This window comes from Gilliamella apicola (genome assembly GCF_003202655.1).
In the GTDB taxonomy this organism is placed as follows: domain Bacteria; phylum Pseudomonadota; class Gammaproteobacteria; order Enterobacterales; family Orbaceae; genus Gilliamella; species Gilliamella apicola_R.
Genome location: NZ_QGLR01000005.1, coordinates 13143 through 29109 on the forward strand (window position 1 = coordinate 13143; position 15967 = coordinate 29109).

A 15967-nucleotide genomic window follows, 5' to 3' on the forward strand; every position below is an offset into this window, starting at 1 on the left:
TAATTGAAAAACTACAATAAAACCAACTGTTATTTATTAGCAGATTAATCTTTAAAAAATAAATTTAGCAAAATATCCTCATATCTTTTCTCTAATTCTATTGTATAACAAATAAAATCCAAACTTTCAATAAGATATAATTTAATACTTATATTAAAAAGCTACTAGAATAGAAAACTGTTGTAATCGCAAATAATAATCATTATCATTATTCGTCGTTATTTTAAAATTAATCAGATAACACAAATAATAGGAAAAATAATGAAATTAGTTAATCAATTAGTCTTACCTTGTATATTAGGCTCATCAGCTTTTATAGCTTACGCCCAAGATAGAGTTAATGATAATAATGATATTGAAACTATGAAAGTTGTCGCAACTATTAAGGATAATAATGATCAGCGGATAAAAAAATCATCAACTGCAACTAAAACATCTTTCGATATTAAAGATATTCCACAAACCATTAATTCGGTGAACCTTGAGCAACAGAAAATTTATGGACAAAACGACTTAAGCGTTATCGTCAATAAATTACCGGGAGTCGATACTACTTACGATATGCGCGATGAAGGTATAAAAATTCGAGGTTTTTCGGCAAGTTCAGGTGATATTTACCGCGACGGTGTGCGCGCAAGCGGCCAAGTCAGACAAAGTACCGCTAATATAGAGCGAATTGAAGTATTAAAAGGACCGGCTTCAGTACTCTATGGACGAGGTTCAGGTGGTGGAATCATCAATATGATCAGTAAACAGGCAAATTTTGATTCACCATCGACGTTTAGTTTGCGCGGTGGCTCTTGGGATAAATATGGTGGAATGATAGATATTAACCATGTTTTAAATGATAAGTTTGCTGTACGAATGACAGTTGACCATCAATCTGAAAAAAGTTTTCGTAAAGGTATTAAACAACGCGATACGATGGTATCACCAAGTGTATTGTATGATAATTTAGAAGGATTTAATTGGTTAGTACAATATACCAATGATAAATTATGGCGTAAGCCTGATAGAGCGCCAGCTTATTATGATTTACCAAAAGGTGTGTCAATAAAAACAGCTTATGCTCACCCCGATGATTATGTGAAAGATAACTTTAACTCATTACGTTCGGTAATGGGATATGAATTTAATCATGACTGGTCTATTAAATTAACCAATATGTACCGTAAAGCTAACCAAAATTTCGACCATCTCTATGCCGGTAATTATTGTAATTTGGATGGTAAATTAAGTAATGGTAATCTTTGTAACTATAAAGGTAAGTTGAAATTCCGTCGTGCCTGGCAAGAAACATCGAATAAAACCTTAAGCAATACAGTTGATTTAGCTGGCAAATTTAATACCGCAAATATTGCTCATGATATATTAGTCGGCGTTGAATATAATATTGAAAAACGTGAACCACGATTAGCTTTAACTAGCCTATATCCGGAAGCTATTGACCCGTACCACCCTCATTGGAGCTCAAAAAAACCTCACTATAATAAATTGAGTACTAAGACGAATCATAAAGCTACCTCTAAAGGATTGTATTGGCAAGACCTAATCAGTTTAACTCAACAATGGAAATTACTTGCTGGATTACGTTATGACAATTATGAGTTTGCGTCAAATAATAAATTGAACCATCAAAGTCGTTCATATGATGGTCACACTTTAAGTCCTCGTGTCGGATTGATTTGGCAACCGATAGCATCCCAAAGCTTTTATGCATCATATAGTAAAAACTTTGCACCTTATGGTGGTCGAGGCCTGATAACCATTGCGACTGATTCTAAGACTGTTTATGATGACAAACCGCAATATTCACGCCAGTATGAAATTGGGGTTAAGAGTGATTGGTTTAATGATAAACTCTCTTCACAAATCGCACTCTATGATCTTGAGCTCTATAACGTTCGCTATCAACCAGACTCTGTTAATGATCCTTATAATTGGCAAGTGAGGGGAAGTGATCGTAGCCAAGGAGTTGAACTAAGCGTCATTGGACAACTAAGTAAAAATTGGTATATCAATAGTGGTATTGGTTATCAACAAGCTAAAGTTCATAAAGATAAAAAAACACCGGCGAACGAAGGTAAATATTTATCGAATACCGCCAAACACAGTGGCAATTTAGGGGTACGTTATCTACCACATGAAAATTGGTTCACGGAAGTCGAATTTAATTATAAGGGATCGATGTACAATGACGATAAAAATCTTGTTAAACGCCCTGGTTATGGGACGTGGAATGCTGCAATTGGGTATCAAACGCGATCGGTTGATGTAACCTTAGCATTAACCAATTTACTTGGTAAAGAGTATTGGCGTTCTAGTAGTATGCCTGGTACTCCTAGAGCTTTCTTGTTAACTGCAAGTTATAAATTATAAACTTGATCACTACTTTCGGGGGAAGTGCTGGTAAGTTTTCTTATTTATAGATTAAGCAGCAAATTAAAATGACACCTAGCGATAGTAAAGAGGGAATATTATTCCCTCTTTTTTTATTCCTCTTAAACTTTAGTCGCTAATTCAATAATTTTCATGGTGACTTCAAAAGATTTTAAGAATGATGATAATGGTAAAAACTCAAAGCAAGAATGGAAGTTATGGGCGCCAGTAAAATAATTTGGTGTGGTTAGGCCCCTTGCTGATAATGCTGAACCATCTGTTCCGCCACGCATGGCGATAGTATTGGGTTTAATTCCTAATAATTCAAATGATTGATAAATCAAATCAATACAACGACGGTCATCACCTAAATAGTTAGCTATATTGCTATAGGTATCAGTAATTTGACATGCAATTTTTGCTCTAGGATATTTACGGCTGATAAAACTAATCACCTCTTGAATGTAAGTCTTACGAGCTTCGTAGTGAGTTAGATCAAAGTCACGAATACTCATTTTTAATGTAGTCGTACTCTGGTTACCAATAATATCATTAAACCAGAAATATCCTTCTTTACCTTCAGTATGTTCAGGTGTTTCACTGCTATCAAAACAGTTAATAATATCATTTGCGATGCGGATAGGATTGATTAAGACATTTTTTGCTGACATAGGATGAGCTGATACCCCTTCAATCTCAATGGTAACCGCTCCGGCATTGAATGTCTCATAAACGACTTCACCCAATTCACAACAGTCGATAGTATAAGCAAAATCAGGTTTAAAACGTTGTAAATCAAGTTTTTTGGCGCCATTTAAACCAACTTCTTCATCTGGCACAAAAGCGACATAGATATCACCATGTGGACAATTTTGTTGTTGCAATTGATCTAACATGGTCATGACAACGGCAATTGCTGCTTTGTTATCTGCACCAAGAACACTAGTACCATCAGTTACAATTAACTCTTCATTCAGATATTTTTTCAATTCTGGATGCTCAGCTACCTTAAACCAAATATCTTTTTCGCTGTTTAATAAGATATCTTCCCCCGTAAAAGTTACACGTTGTGGATTAATCTTATCAGATAGCGCAACATCAACGGTATCAAGGTGTGCAACAAAACCGATTTTTGGTGCATGCGGTGTGTTACCGGCTAATTTCGCCGTCACAATGCTATGTTCATCAAGATAAACATCTTGCATATTCAATGCAATTAACTCTTGTTTGAGTTGTTTAGCTAACTCAGTTTGTCCTGGGGTAGAGGGGACAATTGCCGAGCCAGCTTTGCTCTGGCTAGGAATACTTACATAACGTAAAAATCGGTCAACTAATTGTTCGGTAATATTCATTATTTAAATCCTTATCTGCGATTAACTATTTACTGGTGGATAGACATAACCACTATCAAAACCGATAGGTAGGCCCAAGAACCAAAATAGTAATAAATTTATTGTCAAAGCAATTAAGAGTGCCGCCGTATATGGGATCATCATCGAACTTAAGGTACCTACGCCGGTGTTTTTACAATATTGCTGACAATAGGCAATAATCAAAGGATAGAAAGCAAACATAGGCGTGCTGACATTCACAGCTGAGCTGATTCGATAAGCCGCTTGGGTTAATTCTGGCGAGATTCCTACTGACATCAGCATCGGGACAAAAATTGGCGCTAAAATAGCCCATTTAGACGATGCAGAAGTAATTAACACATTGAGCAGACTGGTTAGAATGATTACACCAAAAATAGTCACTACCGATGGCAAATGTAAAGCTTTCAAAAACTCAGCACCGCCAATCGCAATTAAGGTGCCAATTTGTGAATTTGAAAACACATATAAAAATTGTGCACAAAAGAAAGCAAAAACAATAAATGGAATAAGTGATTTAGTGATATTTTCCATTGATTTGACGATATCTCGCGACGATTTAAATGCGCCTGTGATAAAGCCATGAATTAATCCAGGTATTGCAAAAAACACAAATAACAATGGCACAATAATCTGCATTATTGGCGCTTTATTGCTAGTCATACTACCATCAGGTGCACGCAATAGTGAATCTTCTGGTAGTAATAACAATACTAAACCAAGAGCAATAATTAAAAATACCGCTGAGGCAACTTTAAATGCTTTATTTTCAATAGGCGAAATCTCGGGAGAATCGGCAATATTATCTAATTGAATATCATTGTTTAAAGGCATAGTTGCATTTAATCGCGGTTCAACAATTTTGTCGGTAACAAACCAGCAGGCTATCAATACAAAAAACGTGCCGCCAAAACTTAAAAAGTAGTTACAAAGTACATTGACTTGATAGGTTGGATCGATAATTTGCGCTGCACTTTGGGTAAAACCTTGCATTATTGGATCAATGATTGATGGCGTATAACTTGAACTAAAGCCTCCCGCGAGCCCCGCAAATGCCGCAGCTATCCCCGCTAATGGATGACGGCCGGTAGCATAAAACATCATTGCTGATACTGGCATTAAAATCACATAAGCAGAATCTGACGCAATATGACAAACCATGCTGACAAAAATCACTGATGGAGTGACTAATTTTTTCGGGGTAATTGCCAATAATTTTTTTAGCAGGACATGAATGTAGCCACTGCTCTCAGCAATGCCAATTCCTAATGTAGCAACAATGGTAATACCAAGTGGTGGGAAGGTTACAAAGTTTGGCACCAGTTTAGTAAAAAAAGTCACTAATTGGTTTGGCGCTAACATGTTCACCACAGCCAACTGTTCTTGCGTGACCGGATTAATATAATTAAAACTGACAAAAGAAAGTAATAATGAAGCAACCAGACAAATGATAAGAGCATAAAAGAATAGCGTAGTAACATCAGGGATTTTGTTTCCAATTCGTTCTATTGTATTTAAAAAGCCACCGTTTTTTACTGGTGACGGATTTTTTGTTTGATTCATGAAAAAATAAGTGTAAATATTATTCGGGAAACCAATTTAACATAGATTAATAATTTAAGTAAACAACGTGTTGGCGATACTTTAATGCTTTAAAGAACACCACTCCGCAACTTTTTTACATTATTTTTACTTATGGGATTTGCTAATTTTGAATTTTCTTTAATGTGCATAATATTTAATATTTCGCTAGTATAGAGTTTCTTAATAATGGTATCTAAATTTGTTGTTTTTAATCAAAGTTAACAACAAGTATTACTACAAGATTGCATAAAACAAAAATAGTGTTATATTGTTTGAATATTTAATCATAAAAGAAGAATAAATATTCAATTATCCCGATTGTGAGTAAGGCTCTAAAGGATATTATAATGTAAGCAATGGGAGCTTAATTATGGTTTTCGATATAGATTTAATAAAAAATATTTATCAACATTATCCACAAAAAATTGATCTTATCCGCCAGAAAATTGGAAAACCATTAACCTTGACGGAAAAAATCCTTTATGCCCATCTGGCAGAAGGAGAGGAACTTAAAGCTTATAAACGAGGGGAAGATTATGTAAATTTCTCCCCCGATCGTGTCGCGATGCAAGATGCAACCGCACAGATGGCACTATTGCAGTTAATGAACTCTGGCCGTAAACGAGTCGCGGTGCCTTCAACTGTTCATTGTGATCACCTTATCCAAGCTTATAAAAATGCCCATGACGATCTGATTGTAGCTGAAAGTAACAACCACGAAGTTTATCAATTCTTACGCGATGTTTCGAACAAATATGGCATCGGATTTTGGAAGCCTGATGCTGGTATCATTCATCAAGTAGTGCTGGAAAATTATGCCTTTCCTGGTGGCATGATGATTGGTACCGATTCACATACCCCTAATGCCGGTGGTTTATCCATGATTGCAATTGGTGTTGGTGGTGCTGATGCCGTTGATGTAATGGCTGGTATGCCATGGGAACTGAAAATGCCAAAAATTATTGGCGTAAAATTGATTGGCAAATTATCGGGTTGGGCATCACCAAAAGATGTCATTTTAAAATTAGCAGGTATCTTAACGGTTAAAGGTGGTACTAATTCCATTATTGAATATTTTGGCGAAGGTACTGAGTCATTATCCGCCACTGGTAAAGCAACAATTTGTAATATGGGGGCAGAAGTGGGAGCAACGACTTCAATCTTCCCTTATAGCAAAAAATCTGCTGATTATCTGAGTATGACAGGTCGTCGAGAAGTGGTTGATTTAGCCAATACGTTAAGTGATTGTTTCAATCCTGATAAAGCGGTATTAGAACAACCTGAAAATTATTATGACCAAGTTATCGAGATTAACTTATCGACGTTAGAACCTTATGTTAATGGTCCATTTACTCCTGACTTAGCTTATCCTATTTCCCAGCTTGCCTCTGCTGTTAAGGAACATGATTATCCTGATAATATGGAAGTTGGACTTATTGGATCATGCACTAACTCTTCTTACGAAGATATGATGCGTGCAGCTTCAGTAATTGATAATGCCAATAAGTTAGGTTTGAAAGTAAATGCCAAATTAATTATCAATCCTGGCTCAGAGCAAGTTAAATATACTTCAAAACGAGATGGTATTTTAAGTCGTTTTGAACAAGCTGGTGCAGCTATTATGGCTAATGCATGTGGACCTTGTATTGGACAATGGCGTCGAGATGATGTTGCCGATGAACACAAAAATTCGATTGTTACTTCGTTCAATCGTAATTTCGCTAAACGTAATGATGGTAGTCCAAACACTTATGCATTTGTTTGTTCGCCAGAAATTGTAGTAGCGCTATCAATTGCTGGTAAATTAAGTTTTAATCCATTAACCGATAATCTCATCAATGATAAAGGTGAAAAAGTGAAACTCCCTGAACCCATCGGCGATGAGTTGCCAAGACAAGGATTTGCTGTCGATGATGCCGGTTATATTGAGCCGATGGCTGATGGTAGTTTAGTTGAAGTTCGTATTGCACCTAATTCAGAACGATTACAACAGTTGTTACCTTTCTCACCTTGGGATGGTAAAGATATTATTTCGCAGCCATTATTGATTAAAGCAACTGGTAAATGCACCACTGACCATATTTCAATGGCCGGTAAATGGTTAAAATTTCGTGGTCATTTAGATAATATTTCCAATAATATGTTAATTGGTGCGGTTAATGCTTTTAACCAGAAAACCAACAGTGTGTTGGATGCACAAACTGGCGATTATGTTGAAGTCCCTGCGTTGGCTCGTAAATTAAAAGCACAAGGAGTCGGCTCAATAGTCGTTGCTGAAGAGAATTACGGTGAAGGTTCGTCAAGGGAACATGCCGCAATGGAGCCACGCTTTTTAAATGTTAAAGCAATTGTGGTTAAATCGTTTGCGCGTATTCATGAAACTAATCTGAAAAAACAAGGCATGCTTGCATTAACCTTTGTTAACAAAGATGACTATGACAAGATCCGGGAAGACGATCAAATTAGTATTACTGGACTCTGCGATTTTGCACCGGGTAAAAATTTGACATTAACCCTTCATCATCGTGATGGTAGTCAAGATTCTTTTGCAGTAGCGCATACTTATAATCAAGCACAAATTGAATGGTTCAAAGCGGGTAGCGCATTGAATAAGTTAAAAGAAGAATTTAAATAAGAAATAAGAGGAAGAGACAATATGAATCAGCAAGTTTCAATTGAAAATGGACAATTAGTCGTTCCAAATCATCCAACGATTCCTTTTATTGAAGGCGATGGCGTTGGTAAAGAGATTTGGCATGCTGCTCAAACCATTTTTGATAAAGCAGTTGAAAAGGCTTACCAAGGCAAACGTAGTGTTCAATGGAAAGAGGTACTTGCTGGTGAAAAGTCGTTTAATGCAAATGGATCATGGTTACCGCAAGAGACCATGGATGCCTTCAAACATTATCTTATCGGTATCAAAGGACCATTAATGACACCAGTTGGCGGTGGGATCCGCTCACTCAATGTTGCTTTGCGTCAAGAGTTAGATCTTTATGTCTGTTTGCGCCCGGTGCGTTGGTTTAAAGGTGTTGAATCACCGTTAAAGCACCCAGAAAAAGTCAGTATGACTATTTTTCGTGAAAATACTGAAGACATTTATGCCGGGATTGAATGGCAACAAGGTACAGCTGAAGCTGAAAAGTTTTATCATTTTTTAGCTGACCAGATGAAAGTGACCAAAGTCCGTTTTCCTAATACTTCAGCTTTCGGGGTTAAACCTGTCTCTATTGAGGGATCTGAACGTTTAATCCGAGCAGCAATTAACTATGCATTACAACATAAATTACCATCGGTTACATTAGTTCATAAAGGTAATATTATGAAATTCACAGAAGGTGGATTTAAGCAATGGGGTTATGAACTTGCGGAAAGAGAATTTACTGACGTAGTGTTCACCATGAATCAATATGCCAAAATTCAAAAAGCCGAAGGTAAGGCTGCAGCTGAACAAGCATTACAAGTCGCGAAATCAGCCGGTAAATTAATTATAAAAGATGTGATTTGTGATGCATTTTTACAAAATACCTTGTTAAAACCCGAGGATTATTCGGTTGTTGCGACATTAAACCTTAATGGTGATTATGTTTCTGATCAACTGGCTGCAATGGTTGGGGGTATTGGAATTGCCCCTGGCGCCAATATTAATTATTTAACCGGACATGCTATATTCGAAGCGACTCATGGTACCGCTCCTGATATTGCTGGCCAAAATCAGGCCAATCCATCATCTCTATTATTATCTGGCGTAATGATGTTTGAATATTTAGGATGGCATGAAGTTGGGCAACTAATTACTAATGCCATGGAAAGCTTATTTCAATCAGGCAAAGCAACTGCAGATTTAGCGCGCTTTATGCAAAATGGGCAATCATTATCAACAACCCAATTTACTCAAGCCGTTATCGATAATTTATAACTCAAAGGAGATGGTTAATGAAAGAAAAGTTCTTAGTTTATAAATTATCGGAAACCATTAAAAATACCAGTAAAATTGAATCCCAGTTATTCGAACAGTTTAATGTAAAACGTGGATTACGTAATGCTGATCATACCGGTGTGTTAGTTGGGTTAACCAAAATTGGTGATGTATTAGGTTATGAACGCTTAGATGATGGCTCACTAAAACCAATTGCAGGTAAATTATTATATCGTGGCATTGATATTGAAGAGCTTGTACATAATGCCCAACAAGAGCGACGAACAGGTTTTGAAGAAACCATTTACCTCTTATTATCTGGTTATTTACCTGATAAAGAAGAATTGCGGGATTTTTCACGTTTACTTTGTGAATCCATGGCATTAGAAAAGCAAACTAAGATTGCTATTATGGAACTTGAAGGTCATGATGTAATGAACATTTTGGCTAGAACTGTTCTTGAAATGTACACTTATGATCCTGAGCCTGACGATACCTCACGCGATAATTTAATGCGTCAATCTATTGATTTGATTGCTAAATTTCCGGCAATCATCGCTTATGCTTACAATATGTTAAGTCATAGTGCAAAAGGTAAATCCTTACATATCCGTCACCCACACGAAGATTTTTCGATTGCGGAAAATTTTCTCTATATGATGAAAGGATCAGGACGATATACAGAACTTGATGTAAGAGTGCTTGATTTAGCCATGATAATTCATGCCGAACATGGTGGTGGGAATAACTCAACTTTTACTGTTCGAGTAACCAGCTCAACGGGTACTGATACTTACTCATCGATTGCCGCAGGAATAGGATCATTGAAAGGTCCATTACATGGTGGGGCAAATTTGCAAGTAGGGAAAATGCTCAAACATCTTGCTCAAGAGATTAAAAATTGGACTGATGCCGATGAGATTGATGCCTATTTACAACGTATTTTAAATAAGGAAGTGTTCGATAAAAAAGGGTTAATTTATGGTATTGGTCATGCTGTTTACACTGTATCGGACCCGAGAGCCATGTTATTAAAAGAGATGGCTCATCAACTTGCTCAAGAAAAAGGACGTGAGGAAGAATATAACTTCTTAAATTTACTTGAGCAACGAGCTATTCATGCGGTAGTGAATCGTAAAAATGCCAGAACGAAAAAACAAGTCTGTGCTAATGTCGATTTTTATTCTGGTTTTGTTTATGACATGATCGGCTTACCTAAAGAAGTATATACACCATTATTTGCTATGTCGCGAATTGTAGGTTGGTGTGCTCATCGTATTGAAGAACTTAATTTTGATGATCGTCGAATTATCCGTCCTGCTTATAAAAATATTGGCGAACTTAAGCCTTTTATCCCTTTAAAAGATCGTTAGCTTATTTGCCGTCAGTATCATTCTGACGGTTATATTAAAACAACTGTTTATTAAAAAATCGTGGTGATTTAGAACAATAGTTTGTAGACTATGTGGAATTAATCGTTTTTGGCTATGTAATAGGTACATAGATCGTATATGAATCTTTTAAAATCTTTAGCTACAGTTAGCTCGATGACAATGGTTTCACGTGTTTTAGGATTTGTACGTGATGCTATTATTGCCCGCTTTTTTGGGGCGGGAATGGCAACGGATGCCTTTTTTGTTGCCTTTAAGTTGCCTAATCTACTTCGTCGTATTTTTGCTGAAGGTGCATTCTCTCAAGCTTTTGTCCCCATTCTGGCTGAATATAAAAATCAGCAGGGCATTGAGGCATCACGTACTTTTGTGGCCTATATTGCAGGTTTATTAACGTTGGTATTAGCTATTGTTACGTTAATTGGTGTTTTGACAGCGCCATTTATCATAATGATAACTGCCCCAGGTTTTATGCAAGAATCAAGCGATAAATTTGAACTTGCAACGGTCATGTTGCGAATTACGTTTCCTTATATCTTTTTTATCTCACTTGCCTCATTAGTGGGAGCCATTCTTAATACCTGGAATCGTTTTTCAGTACCAGCATTTGTGCCAACATTTCTAAATATTAGCATGATTGCTTTTACTTTATTTTTAACCCCTTATTTTAATCCGCCTGTACTTGCGTTAGCGGTTTCAGTCGTTGTGGGCGGTGTTATACAGCTACTTTATCAATTACCTTATTTGAAAAAGATTGGCATGTTAGTTTTGCCTCGGATAAGTTTTAAAGATAGTGGTGTTTGGCGAGTGTTAAAACAGATGGGGCCGGCTATTTTAGGGGTGTCAGTTGGACAAATATCACTGATTATAAATACGATTTTTGCTTCATTCCTAATTTCAGGTTCTGTTTCATGGATGTATTATGCCGATAGACTAATGGAATTCCCAGCCGGGGTATTAGGTGTTGCATTGGGTACTATTTTATTACCATCGTTAGCCAAAAGTTTTGCCAAAGGTGACCAAAAACAATATTCAGAGCTATTAGATTGGGGGCTTCGTCTCTGTTTTTTATTAGCTTTGCCAAGTACCGTAGCATTGGGTGTTATTTCAAAGCCATTAATATCAACTCTTTTTGAGTATGGACAATTTACTTTAAATGATACTTTGATGACTCAACGTGCTTTAGTCGCTTACTCAATTGGTTTACTCGGACTTATTTTAATTAAGGTATTAGCTCCAGCATTTTATTCCCGACAAGATATTAAAACACCGGTGAAAATTGCATTAATAACCCTTATTTTAACACAATTGATGAATCTGGCTTTTATTGGACCTTTACAACATGCAGGTCTTTCATTATCAATTGGGCTGGCAGCATGTTTTAATGCCGGGCTGTTATTTTGGCAACTTCGTAAAAAGAAACTTTATCAACCACAGCCAGGTTGGTATCGATTTTTAATCAAGGTCATTACTGCAGTTTTATTGATGTCGGTAGTATTGTGGTTTGGGGCAGAGTTATTACCTGATTGGTCTACAGGGGCAATGTTAGCCAGAATTGGTCGTCTATTCTTATTGGTTATAATTGGTATTGGCATCTATTTCGGATCACTGGCTTTAATGGGTTTTAAAATAAAACATTTTATTAAACGAATTGAATAAATATAGATAACAAGGAAGTAAGATGGAGAAAACGTCTTTTTTTAAATTGTCGATGATAGGTAGTACAATTTATTTGTTTCTGAGTTTTTTATTGATTATATTGTATCGCTCTTGTCTACCAGATATAGGTTTCTCTCAAGAATTATTTTGGGCAAATCTTGACTCCACTAGCTTAGGTTCGCTTTTTATATCTCATTTTTTTGAAGCGTTATGGCTTTTTGGTTTATTAACATTATTTCTTCATTTTAATAATATTTATCTTGTTAACATACATAATGTCCTTTTATTATTGCTATTAATATTAGCGTATTCAGGCATCACTTTTTGTATATGGCGTTCTATTGATACTTATATTGATGAGTTATCTTCTTCATCACTGCGTGTATTATGTGATTCTGCATTCATTTTCCTTCATTATATTTTTTATTCTTTACTTTTATATTATTTAGTTGAATTATCGAAAAAATATTTTTTTAAAAATCGGCAAGCTTTTTGTTTAACCTCCGAAAATAGTAGTTTAATTCATGTGATACTTTTTTTAGCATTTATTTGTCCAATTTTGTATAGTGGATTTAGAATAATTGAAAATTTAATTATGGTTTTTGGCCAAGGATCTGTTAATCGTGATTTAAAATTTACTTTTATCCTTTTTATACTATTTTGTATGCGTGTTAGTAAAAAAAATTTCATGATTTCTTTTGATGAAATTCAATACGCAAGGTTATTTAAAAGTGTATTCGTATCCAGTGTCTTGTTGTTACTTATTGTTTTAACTTGTTTACTTCTTAGAGGAAAGTCTAGCAGTTTTTATTTTGATTATACCTCGTTAATCTTAGATTATATTAAACTGTTTTTTTTAGTTGTATTTTCTCTTTTATTAACTTATCTAATTTTCAATAAAGTGACTAAATATTATTTTTTAAAATTTGATAATAAAAAATAATCAATGGAATGGAGTGTAATATACATATGGAAAAAAGTTTTTTTAAACTACCGTTGATAGGTTGTTTAATCTATTTTATGTTAAGCATACTATTTAACCTCTTTTTTTTAAATTTGCACGCAGATGAATTTTTTCTAGGTAATTTTAGTTGGTATATAATTTTTAATGGATCTTTTTCTTATTTATTATTCCAGTTTTTTTTTGAACACTATTTTACCGATGCCTTATTAGTTTTTTGCCTTTTAACTCTATTCTTTCATTCTGTCCATGTTTATGTTGTTAATAAAGTTAATATGACTTTGTTGATTATTATAATGTCAATTTATTGTATTATTGCCCATTTCATTACAATGAATACAGACGTTCATTTAAAAACAGAATCAGCGCTATTTCTAATATTTTATAATATAGCATTTGCTGTTATCCGTTATTTACTTGATGTTTTACTTTTATATTATTTGATTGTTTTTTGTAAAGGTTATTTTATTAGAAGCCAAAATGAATTTATTTTAACTAAAAAAAACTCCCCAAAAATTCACTTTGTTCTTTTTTCTATTTTTAGTTGCTTTATATTGATTAAATGTTTTATCTTTTTAAATCGAGCATTTTTCAATGTATTTAATGATTCCATTTATAATTATTTAACGGCTATTTATCTGGTTGCGATATTGTTTGGTCTGGTGTTTAGCAAACAATCTTTTCATGTTTTCTTTGATAAAATTCAATATGTAAAACTTTTTAAATGTGTATCAATATCAAGTGGTTTAATTTTCTTCTTTGTTCTTATTGCCTTTACTATCATTGATAATAACCCATCAAAATACTATATTGATTCATTTGCATCTGTTTTTGAAAGTATTAATAAATTACTTTTAGTGATATTGCTTATTTCATTGATTTGTCTAACTCTTAATAAAACAACTAAATATTATTTTGGTAAGGCGGCATTTTGAAAGAGTCAAAATTAGTTAGATTTATTATCTAATTTGGTTTTCAAAAAATTACAGATTTCATTTTGTGTTTTTAGTTGTCTGATTTCCGGTAATATTATTGATGCTTGAGGGTAATTTTGCCTTAAATAAGCCAACCACTGTTTTATTCTAGCCGAATGATAAAGTGGTTTAACATCTTCGATAGGTGTCATTGCGTAGCGCAGCAGTAATTGCATTACTTCTTGCCAATTTAATGGTGAATGATTAAAGCGAATTGTATTGGCTAAATTAGGAATATTAAGTATTCCTCGACCAAGCATAATGTCATTTGTTTGGCTTTGCGTTAAGCAATTTTGAGCATCTGCAATAGAAAATATTTCACCGTTAGCAATAACCGGAATGGTTAATTTTTGTTTAATTTTACCAATGGTTGGCCAATCAATTTTCTCGGCTTTATATCCATCTGCTTTAGTACGGCCGTGAATAACAATTTCATTAGCTCCAGCTTGTTCAATTGCTTCGGCTATTTGGTAACAGTGGGATTTATTATCCCAGCCTAATCGAATTTTAACCGATAAAGTTGGCATAGTACCAATTGCTGTCCTAACTTGAGTCACAATATTAAATATTTGATCAGGATATTGTAATAGATAAGCACCACCATGGCTGCCAACAACGGTTTTAGCTGGACAACCAAAATTGATATCTATGCCATAAGAACCAAGTTCAAGCGCTTTAATGGCATTTTCTGCCATCCATTCAGGCGATTGTCCTAATAACTGAATACGGACGGGCGTGCCTGATAAGGTTTTGCCGTCATGATACAGTTCAGGACATAGTCGATAAAAAGTACGGTTGGATAATTTATGCTGGGTTACTCTTACAAACTCAGTGACACAATAATCAAATTGATTGATTTCAGTTAATATTTGCCGGACATGATAATCAAGAACCCCTTCCATTGGAGCTAAAATAATGCGATTTAATTGCATTTTAGCTCCTGTTTAGTCTGTTGATTTCCACAAACAATACAATTAGCTTGTTTAGCAAATGTGAATTGGTTAAATTCCATCGTCATGCTATCAACCATTAGTACTCGACCAATTAAAGGTTTGCCATAATGGGTAAGTACTTTGATTGCCTCTAGAGCTTGCATTGAACCGAACATGCCAACTAATGGTGCCATTACCCCGGCTTCAATACAAGTAAGTTGGTTTTGCCCAAATAATTGACTTAAGCATTGATAGCATGGTTGATTATCCTGATAATTGAATACAGAGAGTAAGCCTTCCATGCGGATTGCCGCTCCAGAAACTAATGGTTTCTTTTCGATAAAACAACAGCGATTAATTTGTTCACGGCTGGTTAAATTATCGGTGCAATCAATAACGATATCATTTTGTTTAATTAACGAAATTAGCTCATTATCACTCAGTTTCTGGTTAATAGCTTCAATAATCATATTGGCATTAATATTACCCAATGCTTGTTTTGCGACTTCAACCTTATATTGCTTTATTGATTGTTGCGTATATAAAATTTGTCTATTTAAATTCGACTCTGATATGGTGTCAAAATCATTCAATGTCAGTTTACCGATGCCTGATGCTGCCAAATAGGCGGCAGCGGCACAGCCTAACCCGCCTAACCCGATAATTAAGGCTGTACTATTTTTTAAAACTTGCTGCTTGTCGATATCGAAACCCTGCAAAGTGATTTGCCTGTCATAACGAAATAATTCTTGGTCGGTAAGCGTTAACATATGAAGTAATAACAGTTGATAATGAAGT

11 protein-coding genes are annotated in these 15967 nt (G+C 35.0%); 7 read left to right on the top strand and 4 right to left on the bottom strand.

The genetic code is table 11. The features are described 5' to 3' along the window. The first annotated feature begins 261 nt into the window (after nt 1-261). Nucleotides 262-2379 (top strand): TonB-dependent receptor, encoded by a 2118-nt coding sequence (locus DKK70_RS02055; RefSeq protein WP_110432523.1) that lies wholly within the window; start codon nt 262-264, stop codon nt 2377-2379. A gap of 122 nt (nt 2380-2501) precedes the next feature. On the opposite strand, the gene pepT is transcribed toward DKK70_RS02055, so the two are convergent. Continuing rightward, nucleotides 2502-3731, bottom strand: a complete 1230-nt coding sequence (gene pepT, locus DKK70_RS02060) for a peptidase T (protein ID WP_110432524.1) — start codon at nt 3729-3731, stop codon at nt 2502-2504. 21 nt (nt 3732-3752) lie between these two features. Next, nucleotides 3753-5312, bottom strand: a complete 1560-nt coding sequence (locus tag DKK70_RS02065) for an AbgT family transporter (protein WP_110432525.1) — start codon at nt 5310-5312, stop codon at nt 3753-3755. Between the two features lie 391 nt (nt 5313-5703). On the opposite strand from DKK70_RS02065, the gene DKK70_RS02070 reads away from it, so the two are divergent. The 6 genes from DKK70_RS02070 to DKK70_RS02095 all read left to right on the top strand — a co-directional run bounded on the left by DKK70_RS02070 (nt 5704) and on the right by DKK70_RS02095 (nt 14198). Beyond that, nucleotides 5704-7968 carry an aconitate hydratase gene (locus tag DKK70_RS02070; RefSeq protein WP_110432526.1) on the top strand — a complete coding sequence of 755 codons (2265 nt, stop codon included), beginning with the start codon at nt 5704-5706 and terminating at the stop codon, nt 7966-7968. A gap of 21 nt (nt 7969-7989) precedes the next feature. Next, nucleotides 7990-9252 (top strand): NADP-dependent isocitrate dehydrogenase, encoded by a 1263-nt coding sequence (icd, locus tag DKK70_RS02075; protein ID WP_110432527.1) that lies wholly within the window; start codon nt 7990-7992, stop codon nt 9250-9252. A gap of 17 nt (nt 9253-9269) precedes the next feature. Further along, nucleotides 9270-10625: a citrate/2-methylcitrate synthase gene (locus tag DKK70_RS02080; RefSeq protein WP_110432528.1), complete on the top strand. Its 1356-nt coding sequence runs from the start codon at nt 9270-9272 to the stop codon at nt 10623-10625. A gap of 138 nt (nt 10626-10763) precedes the next feature. Then, complete coding sequence (gene murJ, locus DKK70_RS02085; RefSeq protein ID WP_110432529.1) at nt 10764-12302, top strand: murein biosynthesis integral membrane protein MurJ; 1539 nt, start codon at nt 10764-10766, stop codon at nt 12300-12302. A gap of 22 nt (nt 12303-12324) precedes the next feature. After that, nucleotides 12325-13245, top strand: coding sequence for a hypothetical protein (locus DKK70_RS02090; protein WP_110432530.1), 921 nt, complete (start codon nt 12325-12327; stop codon nt 13243-13245). Nucleotides 13246-13271: 26 nt separating this feature from the next. Beyond that, nucleotides 13272-14198 carry a hypothetical protein gene (locus DKK70_RS02095; protein ID WP_110432531.1) on the top strand — a complete coding sequence of 309 codons (927 nt, stop codon included), beginning with the start codon at nt 13272-13274 and terminating at the stop codon, nt 14196-14198. An 11-nt stretch (nt 14199-14209) separates the two neighbouring features. On the opposite strand, the gene dusC is transcribed toward DKK70_RS02095, so the two are convergent. Both dusC and DKK70_RS02105 read right to left on the bottom strand, forming a co-directional pair. Further along, the gene (gene dusC, locus DKK70_RS02100) at nt 14210-15169 is read right to left on the bottom strand and encodes a tRNA dihydrouridine(16) synthase DusC (RefSeq protein ID WP_110432532.1); all 960 of its coding nucleotides are present in this window, start codon (nt 15167-15169) and stop codon (nt 14210-14212) included. After that, nucleotides 15160-15939 (bottom strand): molybdopterin-synthase adenylyltransferase MoeB, encoded by a 780-nt coding sequence (locus DKK70_RS02105; RefSeq protein ID WP_110432533.1) that lies wholly within the window; start codon nt 15937-15939, stop codon nt 15160-15162. Before DKK70_RS02105 ends, dusC begins: the two co-directional genes overlap by 10 nt. Nucleotides 15940-15967 lie beyond the last annotated feature (28 nt).

Bases quoted from the DNA above. Each gene is read 5' to 3' on its own strand.
- DKK70_RS02055 (WP_110432523.1), top strand. From the start codon at position 262: ATGAAATTAGTTAATCAATTAGTCTTACCTTGTATATTAGGCTCATCA.
- pepT (WP_110432524.1), bottom strand. From the start codon at position 3,731: ATGAATATTACCGAACAATTAGTTGACCGATTTTTACGTTATGTAAGT.
- DKK70_RS02065 (WP_110432525.1), bottom strand. From the start codon at position 5,312: ATGAATCAAACAAAAAATCCGTCACCAGTAAAAAACGGTGGCTTTTTA.
- DKK70_RS02070 (WP_110432526.1), top strand. From the start codon at position 5,704: ATGGTTTTCGATATAGATTTAATAAAAAATATTTATCAACATTATCCA.
- icd (WP_110432527.1), top strand. From the start codon at position 7,990: ATGAATCAGCAAGTTTCAATTGAAAATGGACAATTAGTCGTTCCAAAT.
- DKK70_RS02080 (WP_110432528.1), top strand. From the start codon at position 9,270: ATGAAAGAAAAGTTCTTAGTTTATAAATTATCGGAAACCATTAAAAAT.
- murJ (WP_110432529.1), top strand. From the start codon at position 10,764: ATGAATCTTTTAAAATCTTTAGCTACAGTTAGCTCGATGACAATGGTT.
- DKK70_RS02090 (WP_110432530.1), top strand. From the start codon at position 12,325: ATGGAGAAAACGTCTTTTTTTAAATTGTCGATGATAGGTAGTACAATT.
- DKK70_RS02095 (WP_110432531.1), top strand. From the start codon at position 13,272: ATGGAAAAAAGTTTTTTTAAACTACCGTTGATAGGTTGTTTAATCTAT.
- dusC (WP_110432532.1), bottom strand. From the start codon at position 15,169: ATGCAATTAAATCGCATTATTTTAGCTCCAATGGAAGGGGTTCTTGAT.
- DKK70_RS02105 (WP_110432533.1), bottom strand. From the start codon at position 15,939: ATGTTAACGCTTACCGACCAAGAATTATTTCGTTATGACAGGCAAATC.